We start from the raw sequence: 19,404 nt of genomic DNA, 5'->3' as shown, positions 1-19,404 counted from the left end.
GGCCAAAGAACCGATCTGGTCGAAGGCGGCCATTGACAATTTCCTCGAGCCAGATTCGGATAGTCCCGCAAAACAAGACTTGGCGTCGCTTGTATGAAACCGCCTCGCACATCATTGAAGCTTCCGCGGTACTGCCGGCGAAAGCCGTTGAAGAATGGTCGATGGGCCTATTTTTTTGAGCCGCCGACCTGGGCCCGCGCACAGGGATGCCAAATTGAAGCCGAAGCATTGGGGCAGGATTACGGGGCCGCCGTCGATCGGGCGGAGAACGTCCTCTTGCCGGCCTTCGATAGCTGGCGATCTCGCGGCCTGACGGACATGGTGCCGGCAGCCGTCACGCCGGGATCGTTTGACTGGCTAGTGGGCGTGTTCAAGGCGCACCAGAAGTGGAAGGAGATCGATCACAAGACACAGCGTCTTTACGAGCAAGGCTTGTCGTTATTCGCCAACCATAGGCTGAAGGATGGCACCCGAGCCGGCTCAAAGCTGATCTCAGATTTCACAAAAGGATTCGTAGACGCTGTCTACGCGAAGCTGCTGGTCGTCGAGGAAAAGAAACCTGACGGCAGCATCGTGAAGCGTGAGCGTCGGCGCTTTGCCAACGCTGCAATGGTTGGGTGCCGGCGCGCATGGTTTGTCGGCCAGCGTGCGGAAGAGAAGAAAGTCCCTGCCATCAATCCGTTCTCTCGAATGGGGCTCAAGGCTCGCGCGCCAGGCCAGGCCGTACGGGAGACGCCGACAGCGACATGGGACGAACTCGTCGCCTTCCGTGCTGCCGCGATCGATCGAGGATATCGCTCTGTCGCGACCGCAGCACTCGTAACCTGGGAATGGCTGCAACGGGAAGAGCACGTCTTCGGCGCCTTCGAGATCGGGCACTACCGCCCGAAGGAGCGTCCGAATAGCGTCAAGATCGTACACCCCAAGAATGGAGAGGAAGCTTGGTGGCCGCTCTTCGACGAGGCGGGCGAGGCGCTGTTTCCCGAACTGATGGCCGAACTCGACGAGATTAAAAAGACAACAATCTCCGGCCTCGTCTTTCGGCGGGACCACGCGCATCGTAGGTCCCGCACCCCGCTGCCATGGATCACCGAAAAGAAAGATCTCCGCTACCTCCGCGATGTCGAAGGAGATCATCCGAGCCGCCGGCCTGAGGGAGGAATTGTCGTTTACCTCGTTCCGGCATGGCGGCTTCACCGAGGGAGCAGACAGCGACCTAACGGACGCCGAACTGCGCGCAGCTGGTCGACACCGTTCGTCGCGGCAGTTGCCGACCTATGCGAAACGCACGCGCAAGCAGCTCATCTCGGGCACCAAGAAGCGCCGCGACGAGCGAACAAAAGCAGCCGGTTTGTCGGAATAGCCGCTGACCGCCTGTCGGAATGGCCGGCTCGCAAGGTATCTAAGCTATTGAAAAGCTTGGTGGGCGCACCAGGGCTCGAACCTGGGACCCGCTGATTAAGAGTCCGATCGCAACCCCAATGTTTTCAGCCACTTAGTTTCTAAAAGTCATATAGAGGGCTGAAGGAACATCAATGACTTAGACGCTGATTTCTAAATGAGCGCCTCAACTTTAGTCTTAAATGAAAATGTCCTCACAACCTCGCGTGCTCCACAGCTAGACCAGATCGCTCACAATAATCATGCTGCAGGTTCGAGTCCTTCCGGATCAGCAGCGCGCTGCGTCAGGGATGATCGGACAGCTGGCGCAGAAAAAGCCCTACTCAACAGAATACATGGCCGACAAAGGCGGGGCTCGTTTACAGACAGCCTGCAATTGCGTAATGGACTCTTACACTTACGATTGCGAGGACTGTTGGAACCGTGTTCGTCGAACTTGGGGATGAGGCTCCGGACGTTCGAAGACCTTGCGACTTTTCCGACGATTGGTTCGCGAATGCTAGGCGAGAGACAATAGTGTTCGATCAGACCATTCGTCAGCTCCTCTCGCTTTTTCCGCGTGGCGCGACGGACGATCAGCTCATCTGGCGACTGAGCGCATCAGGCATCCGGCTGAGCGCCTCGGAATTGATGGCTGGTCTCGGCGCTCTGGCCCAGCGCGGCGAAGTCATTCGGAATCCGGCCGGTCGGTGGCAGGTCGCACGTCTGCAAACCAACCGTAAAGATGGCCCCCCCTCAGCCGAGGGTAAGGCGGCGCCCCCGGGCGCAGCTCCCGCCAACTCCCTCACTGCGGTTGATGCGACATGGTATCCGCTGCGGCCTTCCGAAGATATCGCTTCGGACAGATCGGAAAACGAAGGTTCCCTGCCGGATTGGCGATCACTGCTCGGGTACTATGCGGCGACACAACGCAAGGATCCGCGCGGAAAGATAGAGGCCTTTGCGGATCGTCATGGCTCGTTGTGGCAATTGCTGCGACTTAGTGGGACATGGTGGGCCTATGCCAGCATTCGCATCAGCACCGAGCGCCTCCCTGAGGCGCTAGTCGAAGCGCTATCGAAACAAAATCTTTCGTCGCCAGCCATCGGCTGGCCCGTCTCTGTGTTCCCCTCGCCTCAGGGACCTCTATTCGTCCCCGCCCTGATCCTGCCGGTCGATTTTCGGATCGAAGGGAAGGACGTCGTTCTCAACATTGAAGATCCCCAGCCGACACTCAACCCCGCATGGGTGCACGAAGTCTGTCGCCACACGCCTCGGAAGCCTAGCGAAATACCCGAGCAACTCTTTGCGGAAGGCGAAGACAACACCATTGGCGGTATCAGCGACCGTCTCAGACGCTCCTTCGCAACAATCGGAGGCATGAACCTGAGGCCCGGCGAGCTTGCTCCCGAAATATCGACGCTGGGCAAAGGTCTCCGAAACGCAGCTGCGCTTTTCCTCCCCGAGGAGGGGAACTTTACTAAAGCTGCTGCTGAAGATCTCGAGCAGATCCGCGGGTGGCCGGAGGAAAAATTGGCGAATACGGCACTGTCGACGCTGCTCGCAGCTTCTTTGCCCCCTCCGCGTTCACTCGATGGGATCAATGTCCTGCCCGTCGGTGAACAAAAGGCACTAACCGATCATCAGCTCAGTGCCGCCGAGGCCGCACTGGAGCACGGCCTGACTGTGATCCAGGGCCCACCAGGGTCCGGCAAGAGCGAACTCATCTTCACGCTCCTCATTTCAGCCGTGATGGCAGGTAAAACCGTCCTTTTCTCCGCCCGCAATCATCAAGCGGTTGACGAGGTCGAGAGACGCCTGAAGGCAGTCGTTCCTGACCATCCGCTAATGACGCGAGCGCGCGATGCCGAAGGCGAGCGTGACATCAGCTTTCTGGATGCGCTCAATGCACTCTCGCACGAGGATACAATCAGCGCGAGCCAGCACGACGAGCTGGACGCGGCAACAGGCATACTGCAAACGCGCGCCGCCGAATGGCACGACAGACGTCGCAAGCGCCGGGACGAATCTGCCCTTCATCTCGCGCTTTCGGCGCTGGTTGAGCGACGCGAGCTTCTCGGCAAGGCGAAGCCCTCGACAATCCAAGCCAAAAAGCTCCCGAGCCTGCTGACGCGATTGCTTCTTGCACTAAGGCGGCTACGACGGCATCGGGTCCCCTTATTGAATCCCCTCCCCGAGAACGCCTCACTTCGACAGATCAACAGCCGGGTTGCTGATGTGCGCGCCGCTCTCGTCAAGGCTAGAGCTTCGGACTCGTTGGAGCCCAGCGATATCGACCATGTGGAGCTCGCCAACGATATCAGATCCTTCCTGCCGAAGTTGGCCGATGGTGTGACCAAGCCCACGGAGGAAGAACGGAGCCAGATCGCAGCCAGGACAAAGGAGCTCGCTTTCACCAACGTCAGATCTGCCAAACAACTAATCCATGAAGACGCGCAGACGGTCCTGCGTAGGCGTCCGATCTGGGCGGTGAGCACTCTCTCCGTACCATCACGGGTCCCGCTTGCGCCCGGTCTCTTCGATTATGTCATCTTCGATGAAACCAGCCAGAGCGATATTGCCTCGGCACTCCCTCTCCTGGCGCGAGCTAAAAAAGCCGTCGTAGTGGGAGACCCAATGCAGCTCAATTTCATTCGGCCGCTAGGCACGGGTGCCGAGCACGCATTGATGGATGCCGCTGGACTTCCAAAGCACGGACGATCGCGCTACGCTCAGAGCATCAATTCACTGTTTGATTTCTGCTCCACCCGTCCTGCCGCCAAGCGCTTTCTGCTGGCCGACCAGTTTCGATCGGCGCCGGCGATCGTTGATTATCTCAATGCCGACTTTTACAGCGATCAGCTCATTGGCCGTCGGTGGGACGAGCAATTTCACCCGCCAAAGGACTATCGTCCGGGCCTTGCCTGGGAGGATGTCACCGGCTCCGAAACCAGACAGAACGGCGGCCCAATCAACAAGGCTGAGGCTGAGCAAATTGCCCGCTTGCTCAAGAAATTTGCCGGAGAGACCAGCTTCCATGGGTCGGTTGGTGTCATCGCACCCTTCAACGCTCAAGTCGCTGAAATCCAGAAGATCGTGCAGTCACACCTGACAGATCCTGAACGCGAACGACTCTCGCTACGGATTTCGACTGTCGACAAATTTCAGGGCGGTGAGGCCGACATCATCCTGCTATCTCTCGTAATGGCCGCGAACTCGCAACAGTCGACCCGGGCCTTTCTGCGCAAGGAACGACGCCGTTTGAATGTCGCCGTCAGTCGCGCCCGCGCGCTCTGCATCACCGTGGGTGATCTCGCTCACGCCAAGAAATGCGGAATACGCCACATCGAGTTTCTCGCCGACCGTGCTAGTCGCCCTTGGTCCCCACCGAAGCCAACGCAGTTCGACAGCAGCTGGGAGCGCCGGCTATACACCGCGATGAAACTGCGCGGACTGGACCCACATCCTCAATATCCGCTTGGGACCCGCTTCCTCGATTTCGCGCTTTGCAAAGGTGGCACAAAACTCGACATTGAGGTTGATGGTGTTCGCTGGCACACAGACGTGGCTGGGAATCGAAAGACTTCCGATCGGCTGAGAGACAATGAAGTCACTGCCCGTGGATTTACGGTGCTGCGCTTCTGGGTCCACCAGCTTGCAGACGACATGGAGGGATGTCTTGACCGTATTGAACGCGAATTCAATTGATAGCGGGCCAACGCTTCCATCAGCTACAGCGTCATGGAAGTGGATAGCCCTAATCGCCGGCCTTACCTTTTTCGTCATCTGCCTCAACTCCGCGCTGTTCTTTCTCGTGCAACAGCATGAGCGGTCCATTGCGACGCGCGAGAATGATGTCGAGCGTGGCAAGGTTGAGGTATTGGCGCTGCAAGCCCAGCTTCCGGTGCTAAGGCAAGAAATCAAATCTCTCGAAGATACCCGAACGGCCGCAGACCGCCGCAAGAACGACGCCGAAAAGGCGGCTACGGACATCGAGCAAGTAAAGAAAGAACGCGATCGGCTGTTTACCGAACAACGCGCATCAGAAGCTGAACTATCGCAGCTGAAGACTAGGATGGAAAGCCAGACACGCCAGTTGGACATCCTCAAGTCAGAGAGCGCGTCGGTAGGCAAAACCATAGCTGGACGGACCGACGAACTCAAAGCGGTCGGAGACCGGCGGGATGCACTAGATGCCGACATAAAGAAGCTTGAAGATCGGAAAAGCGCTCTTGAACGCGACACCGAGCTCGCCGCCAAGGCCGCAGCGGATGCGGCCAAACTGAAGGCCGATCGCGATAGGGTCAACAAGGAATGGCAAGACCTGTCGGCAGAGCGCGACAAATTGAGAATAGAAACAGACCGATACAAGGCGATCCAGAGCAGCATTGCGGCTAGTGATGCGGTGGCGAAGAAAGCTGAGGAGTCGCGATCAGCTGCGGAGAAAGCCGCCGCTAAGGCCGAAGTGGACCGCCAGGCCGTGGAGCAGGAATTGGCGAAGCTCCGAGCTGATATCGGACGCCTCACGCTACTTCGGACCAGTCTTGCCGTCGACGAGCAAGCTGCCCAACGAGCCGCATCCCAGCGGGCGGTCGCAGAGACGGCCCTGGCGACCATTCGCGATGAGGCTGCCACCTCCGAGAAAAGGGCGGCTGCCCTTCGTACGGAAGTTGCGACCCTGGAACAGAAAAGGCGGCAAATGGCGACCGACGAGATGGCGGTCGCTCGTGCCCAGCAAGCTCGGTCGGAATCTGAAACGGCTCTCGCCGAGGTGCAGGCGGGCATTTCAGATATGGAACAGCGACGCGCAAGTTTACTGAACCAGTTGGATGATTTGAGAAAGAAACTGAACGACGACACCGCGCGTCTCCAGGAGCAATGCATCGCCAGCAGCAAACCGCCTGCCGCTGCTTTAGCGCCGCCGGCCCAATCCCCTAGGGCAACCGCTCCAGCCACCGCGCCGAGGCCCTTGTCCGGCCCAACCCGGCTCCTTCCGCAACCGAACAATCAGGCACCAAGAGCCTCGTCACAGCCGTAAGAAGAGAAAAATCGTGGACGCCACCCAGCTCGTTCTGCCTGCCGTCATCCTGCTTACGGCTTTAGCTCTCATGATGAGCGGAATCGCGATCGCTTTTCAGATCCGTCGCGATCGACTTCCGGACGCTACACGCTACGAGAACATCAAAGAGCTAAGGGCGCAGGAAGAAGGTCTGCTTGCGGACAGGCGGCAGGAGTTGAGCGTTGTCGAACAGAAAATCCAGCAGCGAGACCGGCTCATAGCCGAAGTCGCCAGCATGGAAGAGCGCTTCGCCGTGATAAAGGCCGAACTTGCGACCCTTGAGGATGCAAGGCATGAAATCGAAGAAGTCAAAGCGCAGGCGGCAGAGGCCGCGGGCGAGCTGGCCACGATTTCGCAACAGCTGAACGAGAAGCGCGCCGAGCTGCAGGATATTATGGAGAAGTTTAGCCCTGACAGACTTGAACGAGCACGGAGGGAGCTCGACCAGATCACCACCGAGCGCGCCGAGATTTCGTCTCAACTACAGCCGCTTCGTGCAGAACGTGACAACTCTGTCAAGTTGATCGAAGAGGCGAAAACGGTTGCCGCACTGGAAGCTGCACGGAAGGTCCAGCTCGATAATCTCTCAAAGGAAATCGAAGAGCTCGAGCGCCGGAAAGAGCCTCTGGCGACGGTGTCCCAGGAGTTGAACAAGAAGCGCGCCGAGCTACAGGATATTATGGAGAAGTTCAGCCCAGAAATGGTCGAACGTACGCGGAGGGAGCTGGAGTTAGTCAAGACCGAGCGTGACGAGATTTCCTCTCAAATACAGCCGCTTCGTGCAGAACGTGATAACGCTCTCAAGCTGATCGAAGAGGCAAAAACGATTGCCGCGCTCGAAGCTGCAAGGAAGATTCAATTTGAAAACCTTCTAAAGGATATCGAAGAGCTCGAGCGCCAGCAGCAGCCTCTTGAGACCCTCCTGCAGGAAAGGGAGGCCATCAAGGCGAAAGTTCAGACACTTAGGGACGACGTGACGCAACTGGAGGTCCGGAAGGCGATACTGGACCGAGAGACTGGAGCTGAGGTCACGGAAGCCGAACAGGAACGCCTGCTCGACGACCTCATCAAAGTGCCATCCGTCCTGGAATTCCCAGCGGTCAGGCGACAAGCTCCGTGGAGCGAAGCGGAAGCGCTACACAATGTTGGCCAATACCTCAGTTCCTACAATCTAAGATACAGCGACCGGACCGTTCACGCCTTCCACACGGCGCTCAAGATCAACGATTTCTCTCAGCTCACCGTGCTCGCAGGCGTCTCTGGAACAGGCAAGAGCCTGCTGCCAAGGCGCTACGCCGAAGCCATGGGCATTCATTTCCTTCAGGTCGCAGTGGAACCTCGTTGGGATAGTCCGCAGGATCTCCTTGGTTTCTACAACTACATCGAAAAGAACTATCGGGCTACTGATCTCGCTAGGCTGCTGATCCACATGAATCCATACGAATCTCCCTGTGCACCGGACTCCGATCGATCCGATCACATCGCGTTGGTCCTTCTCGATGAAATGAATCTCGCTCGCGTCGAGTATTATTTTTCGGAGTTCCTCAGCCGCCTGGAAGCGAGGCCTCGATACGACGAGGCTTCGGACGCCCGTAAGCGCTCGGACGCCATGATCCCGATCGACATCAGGGGCCTGGAGAAGCCGATAACCCTGTTTCCGTCCCACAATGTGCTCTTTGTGGGGACCATGAACGATGACGAAAGTACGCAGTCGCTCTCGGACAAGGTTCTCGACAGAAGCAACATCCTGCAGTTTGCAGCCCCCACTAACTTTCCTGATCAGATACACGATCGAGGCAGCGATCGCCCGCGGGAAGCACAGTCATTCAAGTCATGGCGCACCTGGATAAAGCCGGCATCGAATCTGCAGGGTGGGGTGCGTACCGCCGTCGATGCTGTCATTGAAAAACTCGCCAAGATCATGGAGGACTGCGGTCGCCCATTTGGTCATCGCTTGCGCGATGCAATCATCGCATATGTTGCAAATTATCCAGCAGTTCGGGGACATGACTACCGCGCACCACTAGTTGATCAGATCGAACTTCGTATTCTGCCCAAACTTAGAGGCTTGAGATCGAAAGCCACCGAGCGGCGTTCGATGATCTCGATCGATTGCTTCGGGACGAACTGAATGATTCGCTAATGGCGGACCGAATCGCCGACCTGCAGACCCGGCAGGCTGGCGGCACAGGTTTGTTCGTGTGGCGCGGTCTAACGCGGTAGGTGAGATCCGTGTTCGAGATCTGGCTCAGGCCATGGGCCCTTCTTCAGTTCGAACGAATCCACCGACTGCCGGTGCGAAATCAGGATATTGAAATCGGAGCCAATCACGCCGCTTCAATTTGGCTCTATGAGACCGACAATCTACGCGCCCAGGTAAATGGTAAGCCGGACACAGCCGAGCGCGTTCCTGGTTTCGAAGCGGGGGATGATGGGCGGCGTCTTTCCATCATTCCATTCCCGCTCCGAAATGCGCCGGGCATCAGCATCTCGACGGGTAGTCAGAACGTCAGCCTCCGTTGGCACGGCATCCCCGAACGCCCGCCTGCAAAGCAGGAGCCTCAGACCGAGCAAGAACATGAGGCGCACAGGTTGATGTTGAGAGCCCAGGCAGTATGGGCTCGCCTGAGAGACGTGGATTCAGCGCTCGGAGATCCGGCACGGATATGGCAAGAACTGCGCCACCGCTGGACGGAGGAAGATGCCGACACCCCACCGAGCATGGACATCATCGTCAAACATGCCTTTGCATTATGGCGGACCATCGATGAGCTTGCTCGATCTCCTCGCCGGATCCTGCGGCGTACTCACCGCCAGATTCCACTATCCAGGGTTCAGGAGCTAGATCGACGAGCCATGACCTGGCTGGTACGGCAGCCAGGAGAGACTCTGGCCGAACGAGCGGGTGACCGACAGCGACTCCTTGCGGTTGCTCGCGAAGAGAACTTCGACACCTTGGAAAATCGGGTTCTTCGCTCTTACTGCGAACTGGCATCACACGCCGCTCGCGACTATCTCGAACTCAACAAGGCGAAGCGCTTGAGCACGCGCGCCCGCAAGGTGGATGCCTTCGGCCGCGCCAGCCGTCGACTTGCACGCCACCTAGCCGACCACGGAGTCAGGTCGGTGGATCCCGGTGTTACGCCAAATTTTGTTCTTCAGCACAACATCAACTATCATCGAGCTTGGACCAGCTGGCAAGAACTGCTCGATCGCGATCGAATTCTCGACGAGCTCTGGCGCTGGCAAGCCCGCTCTTGGGAAGAGTTCTGTACCCTTGCTGTCGTTGTCGCGCTGTCAGACGTCCCCGGCGCTAGGCTCATCGCTGCGGCACCTCTTGAATTTCTCGACGAACAAAGCCGCGGATCCTGGATCAGTCACGACAATCCGCTTGCCACATTCCATCTGCCTCAACAGAAGCTGACCGTTGAAGTCCGCTATAGAATGCGCAGGCCCGACAAAGCTATTTCTGATTTCGCCGCGCCTATATTGATCCGGTTCGGACGTCTCGGTGAAGTCGTTGGCTTCCTGGGGAACGCCGTCGTTTGGCCGATCTGGGCGGTTCATGGCGGGTTGGTCGAGGGAGAACTGGCGGAGATCGAGCGCATTCTCGCGATCGGGCCGAAGGCTAAGATTGTTGCTGCCGCGGTTCTTCGTCCGACCGCTGACGATGAAAGCCACGAATGTCAGCGGGGTACGTCGGCTATTTGTCTCACGATCGGCACGCAACGCACTGGCCTATGGAATGCGCTTAAAGAGTTGACGCAGTTGTTTACCTCGATCTTGACGGCCGAGGATCGTCGATGAGACGAATTTCGGGGATCGACATCAATGGGTGGAAGGATATCGCCGTACGCGACTGGAACTCCGAAGAGCCAGAGGTTCGGCTGCACATCGCGAAGATCATCGAAGGCGGCATTGGGACAGTTGCTGTTAGGCTTAACTCGGGCGATTGGATCGCCGGGCCTCAGGCCTCCATCGCGCCTCACGGTCGGGGCCAAGGCTGGGGCGAGCTGGGAGATCCGGCGCGCAGAGTTGCGCTTGCTCCACTTCTTGATGATCCGCGCGCGGAATACACCCCGGAGGGCAAGCAGATCTATCGCGCTGCGGTAGGAGCCCTCGCTCGGGGTGCGGAGGACATTATCCTCAGCGTTCCCGATATCCCGCAGTTCGATGAAGCGGCACAGTTTCGCAAGCTTTCGATCTTTCATCGAGATACGAGAAAGGTTCGACTTCTCTGGAGGCCAGTCGCCGCTTTCCTGCACGCTCTGGAACGCCGAGAGATCTCGCCAGACACCGAAGGCGCCCTTTTCTGTTTTTTAATTCATTCCACCGACGGGCTCCAGCTTCAGACACTTCGCCTTCGTCGTGATGCCGAACATCCGAACCATTTTGCTCCAGAGCGCGACGATTACGGAAAGCAGTTTCTTCCTGAGGTCGGACTAAAGAGCCTTTTGAACAGGGCCGATGAGAGCGTGCTGAAGGCCAATCCGGTGTTGAAGGAAAGCTCCTGTGAGAAAAGCACGCTCGGGCTTCAGCTACTTCTTGGGATTGGTCCGGTGACGGCGGAGATCTTGCGACTGAACAATGGCAACTGGATCGAAGTTTTTCCGCCTTCCTTGACTGAGGACGACGTATTTTCGCGCACCGACTTCCAGTCGGGCATCGACTTCGGAACATCACATGCGATCACTGGCACATTTCTGCTGACCCCTCTGGCTGAGCCGTTTGCCTCAGCTCTCGCCAGGCGACTGCAGGCTTTTTTCCAAACGTTGTGCGTCTTAGTTGGGACGCTGTGGCGCGCGGCACGCTCAAGGCTGGCCGCCTGATCGAAAGGGGCCTGCCGCATTATTATGATCGGCTGACCCCGATCAGCCTTGCCGTCATGAGGCGGGATGAGCCACAATTTGATGACCTGATTGGCAGCGACGCCACTTTGCCAGCAAATAAAGAGTACGTCTCTCCTCCCTATCGAGACCTGAAGTGGCTGGCCGGAAAGAGGGAGATCGAATTTTATGTTCTCAAGGGAGACAAGGAGGTCCGGTTCTGGAAGGTAGCACTGAGCGATGCTCCTAAGACCGATGTCGAGGTCGAATTGCGGCTTCGGCAAACCCCGGGGCAAAGCTGGGCAAAATTGTCCCTCGCATCACCTGAGTGGGAGCCACTTCAGCGGTCGCCGATATTGCTCGATTGGACCACGCTTGCTCCGCTCGATGCTTCGCCTGATGCGATACTCGAGAAACTCAGGATGCCACCGCCCACAGTACCGACACGGATTGTCGAAGCGCCCTGGATCGACTTCTGGGTTGGAACCGACCGCATCAAAGGCTTGAATAGCCAGCTGGCCCAGATGCGACGTACCGGACGTTATGACCTTGACGCTCTGGCCGCTATGCTGTCCCGATCGCAACGAGATCCCGCGACCCAGCGGCTCCTTCGACCTGTCGGGACCGACGGCGAATTGCCTGAAGACCTACCAGAACAAGTCATAGCCGACCTTACATCAGCGCTCGATGAAGCTTCCAGGCTGATTTCCACGGCTCCTCGCCAACCTCTCAAAGTTAACGGACCGGCTCGCTGCCTGACCTGGACATTCACCCGATGTCCGGAAAGCATTCAGGACATGATCGTGGATGCATTGGATGCCGACCTCACCGGAAGCAAACACCCTCTTCTGGCTCCTCGTGCGGCCCGGAAGGTGCTAATCCAGGGTGCAGGTCGATCGGTGACAGGCGATCGGCGCATTCATCGTGTGTTGCTCTCGCTCGTATCACGCCCGGCTAATGCAGATACAATGAATGCATTTGCGATGATCTTATCGCGCCGGGCCGAAGCCCCGAACGCACTAACAGGGCGCCTCGTCGAAGACATCGTTCGCTTGGCGTCCAGCGAACTCGTAGCTCTGACAGAGAAGCTCTCATTCAACATTCGGTTCAAGTATGCGCTGTCAGCCATAGCCGGCCTCTTCAGGTATCGTGAAGTTGAACCCTATGCCCTTCTCGCCGGGCGAGACCCTACCGCGCAAAGGCTTCGTGATAGTTTGGACCGAACCGCGCATATCCTGGGGCCTCAGCGGGGCAAGCTCTTGCGCATTGACGAGAAGCTTGGCTTGATCTCAAGCATCCGCGATCTCCTCGATGGCGGCGGCGATCCAGCAATTCTGGTTCGGATCGAAGACTTAGACGACGACGGTGCAGAGGCGGAGGAATAGGGAAACTCACAGGCATTTAGCCGCGCTGGTCGGCGCTATCTCATCCTCGCATGAACCAGCCATTCGCGCGGTCTGATCGGCAACCGAGCAGCGACGCGCCACGCAGAAGCTGAGAGCGGCGCACGAATGGTGCCTAGCTCTTCGTCCGAGGCCGCCAAGCCTGTCCAAGATCGTTCAGAAACATCACCGGTCCATGCTGACGATCTGAGAACATGGCTGCAGTTAACCGCCTGCCAAAACACGCACCGGTGTCAACGTTGAGGCGATTGGGCCGAAGGTCCGGTAATCCGGTTTTCGTTGGCGTGTGACCGTGCACGACGAATACACCATGATCGCTCTGGGATGAGAGGAATGGCTCACGTATCCAGAGCAGGTCATGCTCATTCTGCTCCGCCACAGGAATGCCAGGACGGACACCCGCGTGGACGTACAGCCGTTTGCCATCGGACATTTCGAGCGGAAGATTTCTGATCCATGCCAGGTGCTCTTCAGGTATTTCGCTTGGGTCGCCAACTCCGTAGCTGTCCAATGTTTGCTCGCCGCCGTTGGCCCACCAATTCATGAGATCGCTGTCGGACCTACCCTTATCGGCAGCAGCGATGAGCATCTGATCATGATTGCCACGCAGGCAAACGAAGCGTTCGGGATCCCGGAGCTGCTTCTCCATCAGAAGATCGATAACTCCTTTTGCATCCGGTCCCCGGTCAACGTAATCGCCGACCAGAATGAGGCGCGCCTGCCGCCCAGCGCTCACGCTCTCACAGGCTGCGAGCAGCGATTCCAGCTTGTGCGAGCAACCGTGAACGTCGCCAATTGCGAAAGTAATCGCGTCGGTCATTCAGCTATCTCATCGTGATCGTCGGCAAATGGCACGGCAGTTCATGCAGTCCCAGGCAAATATTTTCTGTAAATGTTCCATAATGCGTAAACTTCGTCGGGGCTAAATTGAATCTAGAAGATTGGACGGTCGCTCGGGTGCTGCACCACTCAGGCCGGCAGGTGAAGCCAAAGACTAAAATTTGAGTGGGCATGATGGATCAGCGTCTATCCGAATCAGGTATCCCTGTGTCGCCGAACAAAGAGAGCTTACGCTGACAAACACGGCCAATAACAATAGTGGAGGACCAGAGGGCTCCGGCTTCTGGGCTTGCATCCGCAGGGGTTCCAACGAGATCGGAGGCTCCTGCATCGAGCTGTCCTGCGACCACGAGCGCATCCTTTTGGATCTCGGCAAGCCCTTGGATGCGGAAGGAGCCGATCGCGCGCTTCTCCCGCCGGTTCCTGGGCTTGAAGACGGCGCCGATGCCCGCCTTCGTGCTATCGTGATCTCTCATGGGCACATCGACCATTGGGGCCTCGTTCCGCTCGCGCACACAAGCATTCCCACCGCAATGGGAGCGGCGACCCGCCGCATCCTGCACGCGGCGGCCCCGTTCGTGCCTAATCCGTTCACTCCCGGCGAAACGATTGAGCTTGCCGACCGTAAGCGAATTACCATCGGCCCATTCGCAATCACGCCTTATTTGGTCGACCATTCAGCCTTTGATGCCTACGCGCTTCTGGTCGAAGCTGGAGGCCGCCGCCTGCTCTATTCGGGCGATATTCGCGCACACGGTCGCAAGGCTGCCTTGTTCGACCGCCTGATCCAGCAACCGCCACAAGCCGTGAACACGCTACTGATGGAAGGATCAAGTCTCGGCCGCTTGGACGAGGACAAAACCTTTCCATCAGAAGCGGATGTCGAAGCGCTCCTTGCCGACCGGTTTGGCCTCCCCGGCTTCGTCGCGATATCCGCCTCAGCACAGAACATCGATCGCATTGTGAGCATCTATCGTGCATGCAAGCGAACCGGACGAACCCTGCTGCTCGACCTTTACGCGATGGAGATTCTCAGAGCGACCGGCAACGAAAACCTCCCGGCGCCCGGGTGGCCAAACCTCTCCGTCTACGTACCGGAATATCAAAGGCGCCAGATCGCAAGAAGCCGGCGTTTCGATCTGCTTGAGCCCTACAAGGCTGCCCGCGTTTTCCGCGAGCACATCGCCGAGATCGCCGATAGCACCGTAATGCTGTTTCGACCGGCGATGATGCCTGATGTTGACGAAGCCAACCTATGGCGCAACGCCCGGGCAATTTGGTCCCAGTGGGACGGCTATCTGGCGGCCGGGACGGGCGCGAAGCTTAAATCCGACCTTACCGACCGCAATGTGGGTCTAGAGAACATTCATACATCGGGGCACGCGAGTATCAAGGATTTGCAGCGGCTCGCGAATGCCATCGCACCAGGCGCACTCGTCCCGATCCATACGTTCGAAGCCAGCAGGTTTACCGATCTGTTTCCAAACGTGATCCGCCGAACCGACGGCGAATGGTGGCAAGTCTAGATCTCACAGTATCGGCGGCTTTGAATTTCCCAGGAGCAACAGCATGACTCGCAAACTTGGCCCGCAGTTCTTAAATGACCTTCAGCAAGGGAAGCTGGCGGCGCTCGTGGAGCAGGTGCGCAGCGACGACACGTTGATGCTCGCGCTTCGCGGCGCATCCATCAATCTTTACTATCGTGGCGGAAGCGTTCTACGTCTCAGGCAGAATGGCTCTGACTATAGCGCTTGGTTCGACCCCAATTACGCGAAGAGCAAGCCCATCCCCGCTTTACCGCCCGTGATTTCTACGCCCGAGGACTGCGAAAAGTGGATCGGTGCCCTCCCCGCCCTCAAGGAGCTGATGAATCGCTTTTTCTCGGTGCACGCAAAATCAGAACGGGAATTTCAGCAACTCGTCGCATGGGAAAACAATCGATCTCCGGTAGCCAACTCGAGCGAGTACTTCATTACCGATATCGAATACGCGGACGTGAGCCAAAGCGCGCGGTTGGACATGTTGGGGGTCAAATGGCTCAGCAAAAATCGAAAGGATGGCTCCAAGTGCACTCCGGTCTTTATCGAGATGAAGTATGGCATTGACGCCTACGACGGAGACGCCGGGATCAAAAAGCACATCCAGGATCTGCAATCGATACTAAGTGATCCGGCGAAGGTTCACGAACTGAGCCAGACGATAGCGGACCAGTTCAATCAGCTTTCGGAGTTGAGTCTAATTAGCTTCAATCGCAGCGCTGCCGTAGAAACCATTTCGGTCTCTGGCCGACCTGAGGTCGTCTTTCTGCTTGCCAATCATAATCCCAGGAGCAGGAAACTACTCAATATCGTTCAGTCGATCGAAGAGCCGAAGAGCTTTGATCTCCGTTTCTTCTCTGCCGCATTTGCCGGATACAGCATGCATGATGCTTGCATGATGACGCTGCAAGAGTTTCGGACGCGGCTCCAGCTCCCTGCGCCCTCACGGGATCCGTAGGCGACCAAAAGCCTTCGTCTCGCATTTACAAGATCCTTCACCGTACCCAATCCCCTTAGAAGAACACACACTCATGGATGTGGGGAAAGGTCGTCAAGACATCCTTATTCTGCTGTGACCGGCTCCTAAATTCGCCTATCGTTTAATTGCATTTTTCGTATCTGATCGAAATGGTTGCGCTAACCGCGAGGAGAGCGATATGTCTCTCCTGGAGACTCAATGGTCTCGATTCCTACCGATCGCTACGGACTTTCGCGGATCTGCATCCCGTAGAAGTACGGGACTTGGCACGGGGATGATGCTTGCGTTGGGGGCGTGATGTCTGATCCTTTCTTTGACCACCCTATCCTCAATTCGCCTTACGAGTACCCGGTCAGGCACTGGGAACTCGACGAGACGGGGCAGCCAACCCAAAGGATCATAGAAAGCCGCCGGAGCGCCAAGTTCGTCACCCCAATCCCAAAGCCGAAGAAGAAAAAGCCTGCGTCCCAGAAAGGGTTCGTTTTCGAGGAGGGCAAGGGTCTTTCCACGGCCGAACAACAGTACGACATCACCTCGATTATCAACGAGGTGCGGAGCCACGTCGACTCCTGGCGTGCATTACCCAACCCAAACCAATGGCAAGTCACACCTGAGACCGCTCGCCTCCTCCAGCATTGGCGCCATCACGACTCTGGGGGCGTGCGTCCGTTCTTCTGCCAGATCGAAGCGGTTGAAACGGCGATCTGGCTGACCGAGGTTGCGCCGGGCACTCGGCAAGGCAAGCGGCTGCTCGATCACCTCGCGGCTGCGAACAAGGATGCCAATCCCGAGCTGATGCGCCTGGCACTGAAGCTCGCGACCGGTGCCGGCAAGACGACGGTCATGTCTATGCTGATCGCATGGCAGACTATCAACGCCTGCCGGCACGAAGGCAGCAAGAATTTCACTCGCGGGTTCCTGATCTGCGCCCCCGGCCTGACCATCAAGGATAGGCTACGTGTTCTGCAGCCCAATGACCCCGAGAACTACTACTCAGAGCGCGCGATCGTCCCCACCGACATGCTGGACGATCTGCACCGGGCAAAGATCGTCATCACCAACTATCACGCCTTCAGGCTCCGCGAGCGCGTTGAGCTGTCAAAAGGCGGTCGTCAACTCCTGCAAGGACGGACTGGCGAAGAGCTGAACACGCAGGAGACCGAAGGCCAGATGATTCAGCGCGTCATGGGCGAGCTGATGGGCCTCAAAAACATCCTGGTCATCAACGACGAGGCGCACCACTGCTACCGCGAGAAACCCAAGGAACCCGACGATGAGGATCTGAAGGGCGACGAGAGGAAGGAGGCGGAAAAAAACAATGAGGCCGCCCGGCTCTGGATTTCCGGCATCGAGGCGGTGAACCGTAAGCTCGGTGTGGCCCGCGTCATCGATCTCTCGGCGACGCCGTTCTTCCTCCGTGGCTCAGGATACGCGGAAGGCACCCTCTTCCCCTGGACCATGAGTGACTTTTCGCTGATGGACGCGATCGAATGCGGCATCGTCAAGCTGCCGCGCGTTCCCGTGGCCGAAAACATTCCTGGCAATGAAATGCCGATGTTCCGCGATCTCTGGGAGAATATCCGCAAGGACATGCCCAAGAAGGGCCGCGGCCAGGGCGAAGAGCTTGACCCGCTCCGCCTTCCGACCCGCCTGCAGACCGCGATCGAGGCGCTCTACGGCCACTACGAGAAGACGTTCAAGCTGTGGGAGGAGAAGGGGATCAAAGTCCCTCCCTGCTTCATCATCGTCTGTCAGAACACGGCCATCTCGAAGCTGGTCTATGACTTCATCTCCGGCTTCCACCGGAAGAACTCGGATGGCTCGACGACACTTCAGAACAGTCGCTTCGCATTGTTCCGGAACTTCGATGACGTCACGGGCAATCCGTTGCCGCGGCCAAACACGCTCTTGATCGACAGCGAGCAGCTCGAAGCCGGCAATGCGCTGGACGACAATTTCCGCGCCATGGCCGCCGACGAAATCCACCGGTTCAAGCGCGACATCATCGAGCGTACCAAGGACGCTCACGCTGCCGACAACATTAGTGATCTGGATCTGCTTCGTGAAGTGATGAACACCGTCGGCAAACACGGGCAACTCGGCGGCTCGATCCGATGCGTCGTCTCTGTCTCGATGCTGACCGAGGGGTGGGATGCCAATACGGTCACCCATGTTCTGGGCATTCGCGCCTTCGGGACGCAATTGCTCTGTGAGCAGGTCATCGGCCGCGCGCTGCGCCGACAGTCCTATCAACTCAATGAAGAGGGGCTGTTCAACGTCGAATACGCCGATGTGTTCGGCATCCTTTCGACTTCACGGCCAAGCCGGTCATCGCTCCGCCGCAGCCGCCGCGCGAAACCATTCAGGTCAAGGCCATCAGCCCGGATCGGGATGCCCTGGAGATCCGCTTTCCGCGTGTCGAGGGCTATCGCGTCGAGCTGCCCGAAGAACGGCTTACAGCGGATTTCAACGACGACTCCGTGCTCGAACTCAGCCCGGATCTCGTCGGCCCCTCGATCACCCGGAATTCGGGCATCATTGGCCAAGGTGTCGACATGAGCCTCGAACACCTCGGCGACATGAGGCCTTCATCTCTCGTCTACAACCTCACTCATCGCCTGATAACCACCAAGTGGCGCGAACCCGGCGAGGAGCCGAACCTGACCTTGTTCGGTCAGCTCAAACGCATCGTGAAGCAGTGGCTCGATACGTGCCTGGTCTGCAAAGGCGGCACCTATCCGGCGCAGCTCATGTATCAGGAGCTGGCCGACATGGCCTGCAACCGCATTACAGCTGCCATCACCCGACATTTCATTGGCGAACGGCCGATCAAGGCTCTGCTCAACCCGTACAATCAAGTTGGATCGACCAGTCGCGTCCGCTTCAACACCTCGCGAGCCGAACGATGGGACACGAACGGACCGCCGCCGAAAAATCACCTGAACTGGGTCATCCTGGATTCGGACTGGGAGGCCGAGTTCTGCCGCGTGGCGGAGTCCCACCCGCGCGTCATCGCCTATACCAAGAACCACAATCTCGGATCTGAAGTGCCCTACCGTTACGGCTCAGAGAACCGGAAATATTGGCCCGACTTCATCGTGAAGGTCAATGATGGCCACGGTCCGGACGATCCACTCAATCTGATCGTCGAGATTAAAGGCTATCGGCGCGAGGATGCAAAGGAGAAGAAAGCCACGATGGAGACCTATTGGGTGCCCGGCGTGAACCATCTCGGCACCTTCGGGCGATGGGCCTTCGCCGAGTTCGGCGAGATCTATCAGATCGGCACGGACTTCGAAACGAGGGTAAAGGCCGAATTCGACAAGTTGATCGACAAGCACCGCATCAAGGAACCGGCCTGAGATTTATCAGGACGACA

10 protein-coding genes and 1 pseudogene are annotated in these 19,404 nt (G+C 57.8%); 10 read left to right on the top strand and 1 reads right to left on the bottom strand.

Features of this window, described 5'->3' with window-relative positions; translation table 11 throughout:
* The first annotated feature begins 147 nt into the window (after positions 1 to 147).
* From ACTGJ9_RS16205 to ACTGJ9_RS16175, 7 genes are all read left to right on the top strand, one after another.
* Positions 148 to 1,458 (top strand): hypothetical protein, encoded by a 1,311-nt coding sequence (locus tag ACTGJ9_RS16205; RefSeq protein WP_456677873.1) that lies wholly within the window; start codon positions 148 to 150, stop codon positions 1,456 to 1,458.
* 459 nt (positions 1,459 to 1,917) lie between these two features.
* Positions 1,918 to 5,088, top strand: coding sequence for an AAA domain-containing protein (locus ACTGJ9_RS16200; protein ID WP_456677872.1), 3,171 nt, complete (start codon positions 1,918 to 1,920; stop codon positions 5,086 to 5,088).
* A complete protein-coding gene (locus tag ACTGJ9_RS16195; protein WP_456677871.1) occupies positions 5,060 to 6,418 on the top strand; it encodes a hypothetical protein in 1,359 nt (452 codons plus the stop codon). Before ACTGJ9_RS16200 ends, ACTGJ9_RS16195 begins: the two co-directional genes overlap by 29 nt.
* A gap of 13 nt (positions 6,419 to 6,431) precedes the next feature.
* Entirely contained in the window at positions 6,432 to 8,570 is a 2,139-nt protein-coding gene (locus ACTGJ9_RS16190; RefSeq protein WP_456677870.1) for an AAA family ATPase, read from the top strand.
* 101 nt (positions 8,571 to 8,671) lie between these two features.
* The gene (locus ACTGJ9_RS16185) at positions 8,672 to 10,246 is read left to right on the top strand and encodes a DUF2357 domain-containing protein (RefSeq protein WP_456677869.1); all 1,575 of its coding nucleotides are present in this window, start codon (positions 8,672 to 8,674) and stop codon (positions 10,244 to 10,246) included.
* Positions 10,243 to 11,268 carry a hypothetical protein gene (locus tag ACTGJ9_RS16180; protein WP_456677868.1) on the top strand — a complete coding sequence of 342 codons (1,026 nt, stop codon included), beginning with the start codon at positions 10,243 to 10,245 and terminating at the stop codon, positions 11,266 to 11,268. The genes ACTGJ9_RS16185 and ACTGJ9_RS16180 overlap by 4 nt, the downstream gene beginning before the upstream one ends.
* Complete coding sequence (locus ACTGJ9_RS16175) at positions 11,235 to 12,650, top strand: hypothetical protein (RefSeq protein ID WP_456677867.1); 1,416 nt, start codon at positions 11,235 to 11,237, stop codon at positions 12,648 to 12,650. Before ACTGJ9_RS16180 ends, ACTGJ9_RS16175 begins: the two co-directional genes overlap by 34 nt.
* 133 nt (positions 12,651 to 12,783) lie before the next feature.
* Here ACTGJ9_RS16175 and ACTGJ9_RS16170 read toward each other — a convergent pair whose 3' ends face one another.
* Positions 12,784 to 13,488 carry a metallophosphoesterase family protein gene (locus ACTGJ9_RS16170; RefSeq protein ID WP_456677866.1) on the bottom strand — a complete coding sequence of 235 codons (705 nt, stop codon included), beginning with the start codon at positions 13,486 to 13,488 and terminating at the stop codon, positions 12,784 to 12,786.
* A gap of 313 nt (positions 13,489 to 13,801) precedes the next feature.
* Here ACTGJ9_RS16170 and ACTGJ9_RS16165 point away from each other — a divergent pair, with 313 nt between their 5' ends.
* The 3 genes and pseudogenes from ACTGJ9_RS16165 (at position 13,802) to ACTGJ9_RS16155 (ending at position 19,387) form a co-directional block, all read left to right on the top strand.
* Positions 13,802 to 15,034 carry an MBL fold metallo-hydrolase gene (locus ACTGJ9_RS16165; protein WP_456678541.1) on the top strand — a complete coding sequence of 411 codons (1,233 nt, stop codon included), beginning with the start codon at positions 13,802 to 13,804 and terminating at the stop codon, positions 15,032 to 15,034.
* A 43-nt stretch (positions 15,035 to 15,077) separates the two neighbouring features.
* Positions 15,078 to 16,004 (top strand): hypothetical protein, encoded by a 927-nt coding sequence (locus ACTGJ9_RS16160; protein WP_456677865.1) that lies wholly within the window; start codon positions 15,078 to 15,080, stop codon positions 16,002 to 16,004.
* 318 nt (positions 16,005 to 16,322) lie between these two features.
* Positions 16,323 to 19,387: pseudogene (locus tag ACTGJ9_RS16155) on the top strand (BPTD_3080 family restriction endonuclease).
* Positions 19,388 to 19,404: the final 17 nt, after the last annotated feature.

The sequence above is a fragment of the Bradyrhizobium sp. RDM12 genome, assembly GCF_051917485.1.
Lineage (GTDB): Bacteria > Pseudomonadota > Alphaproteobacteria > Rhizobiales > Xanthobacteraceae > Bradyrhizobium.
Note: the sequence above shows the minus strand (reverse complement) of the source record. Positions and strands in the feature narration are given on the sequence as shown.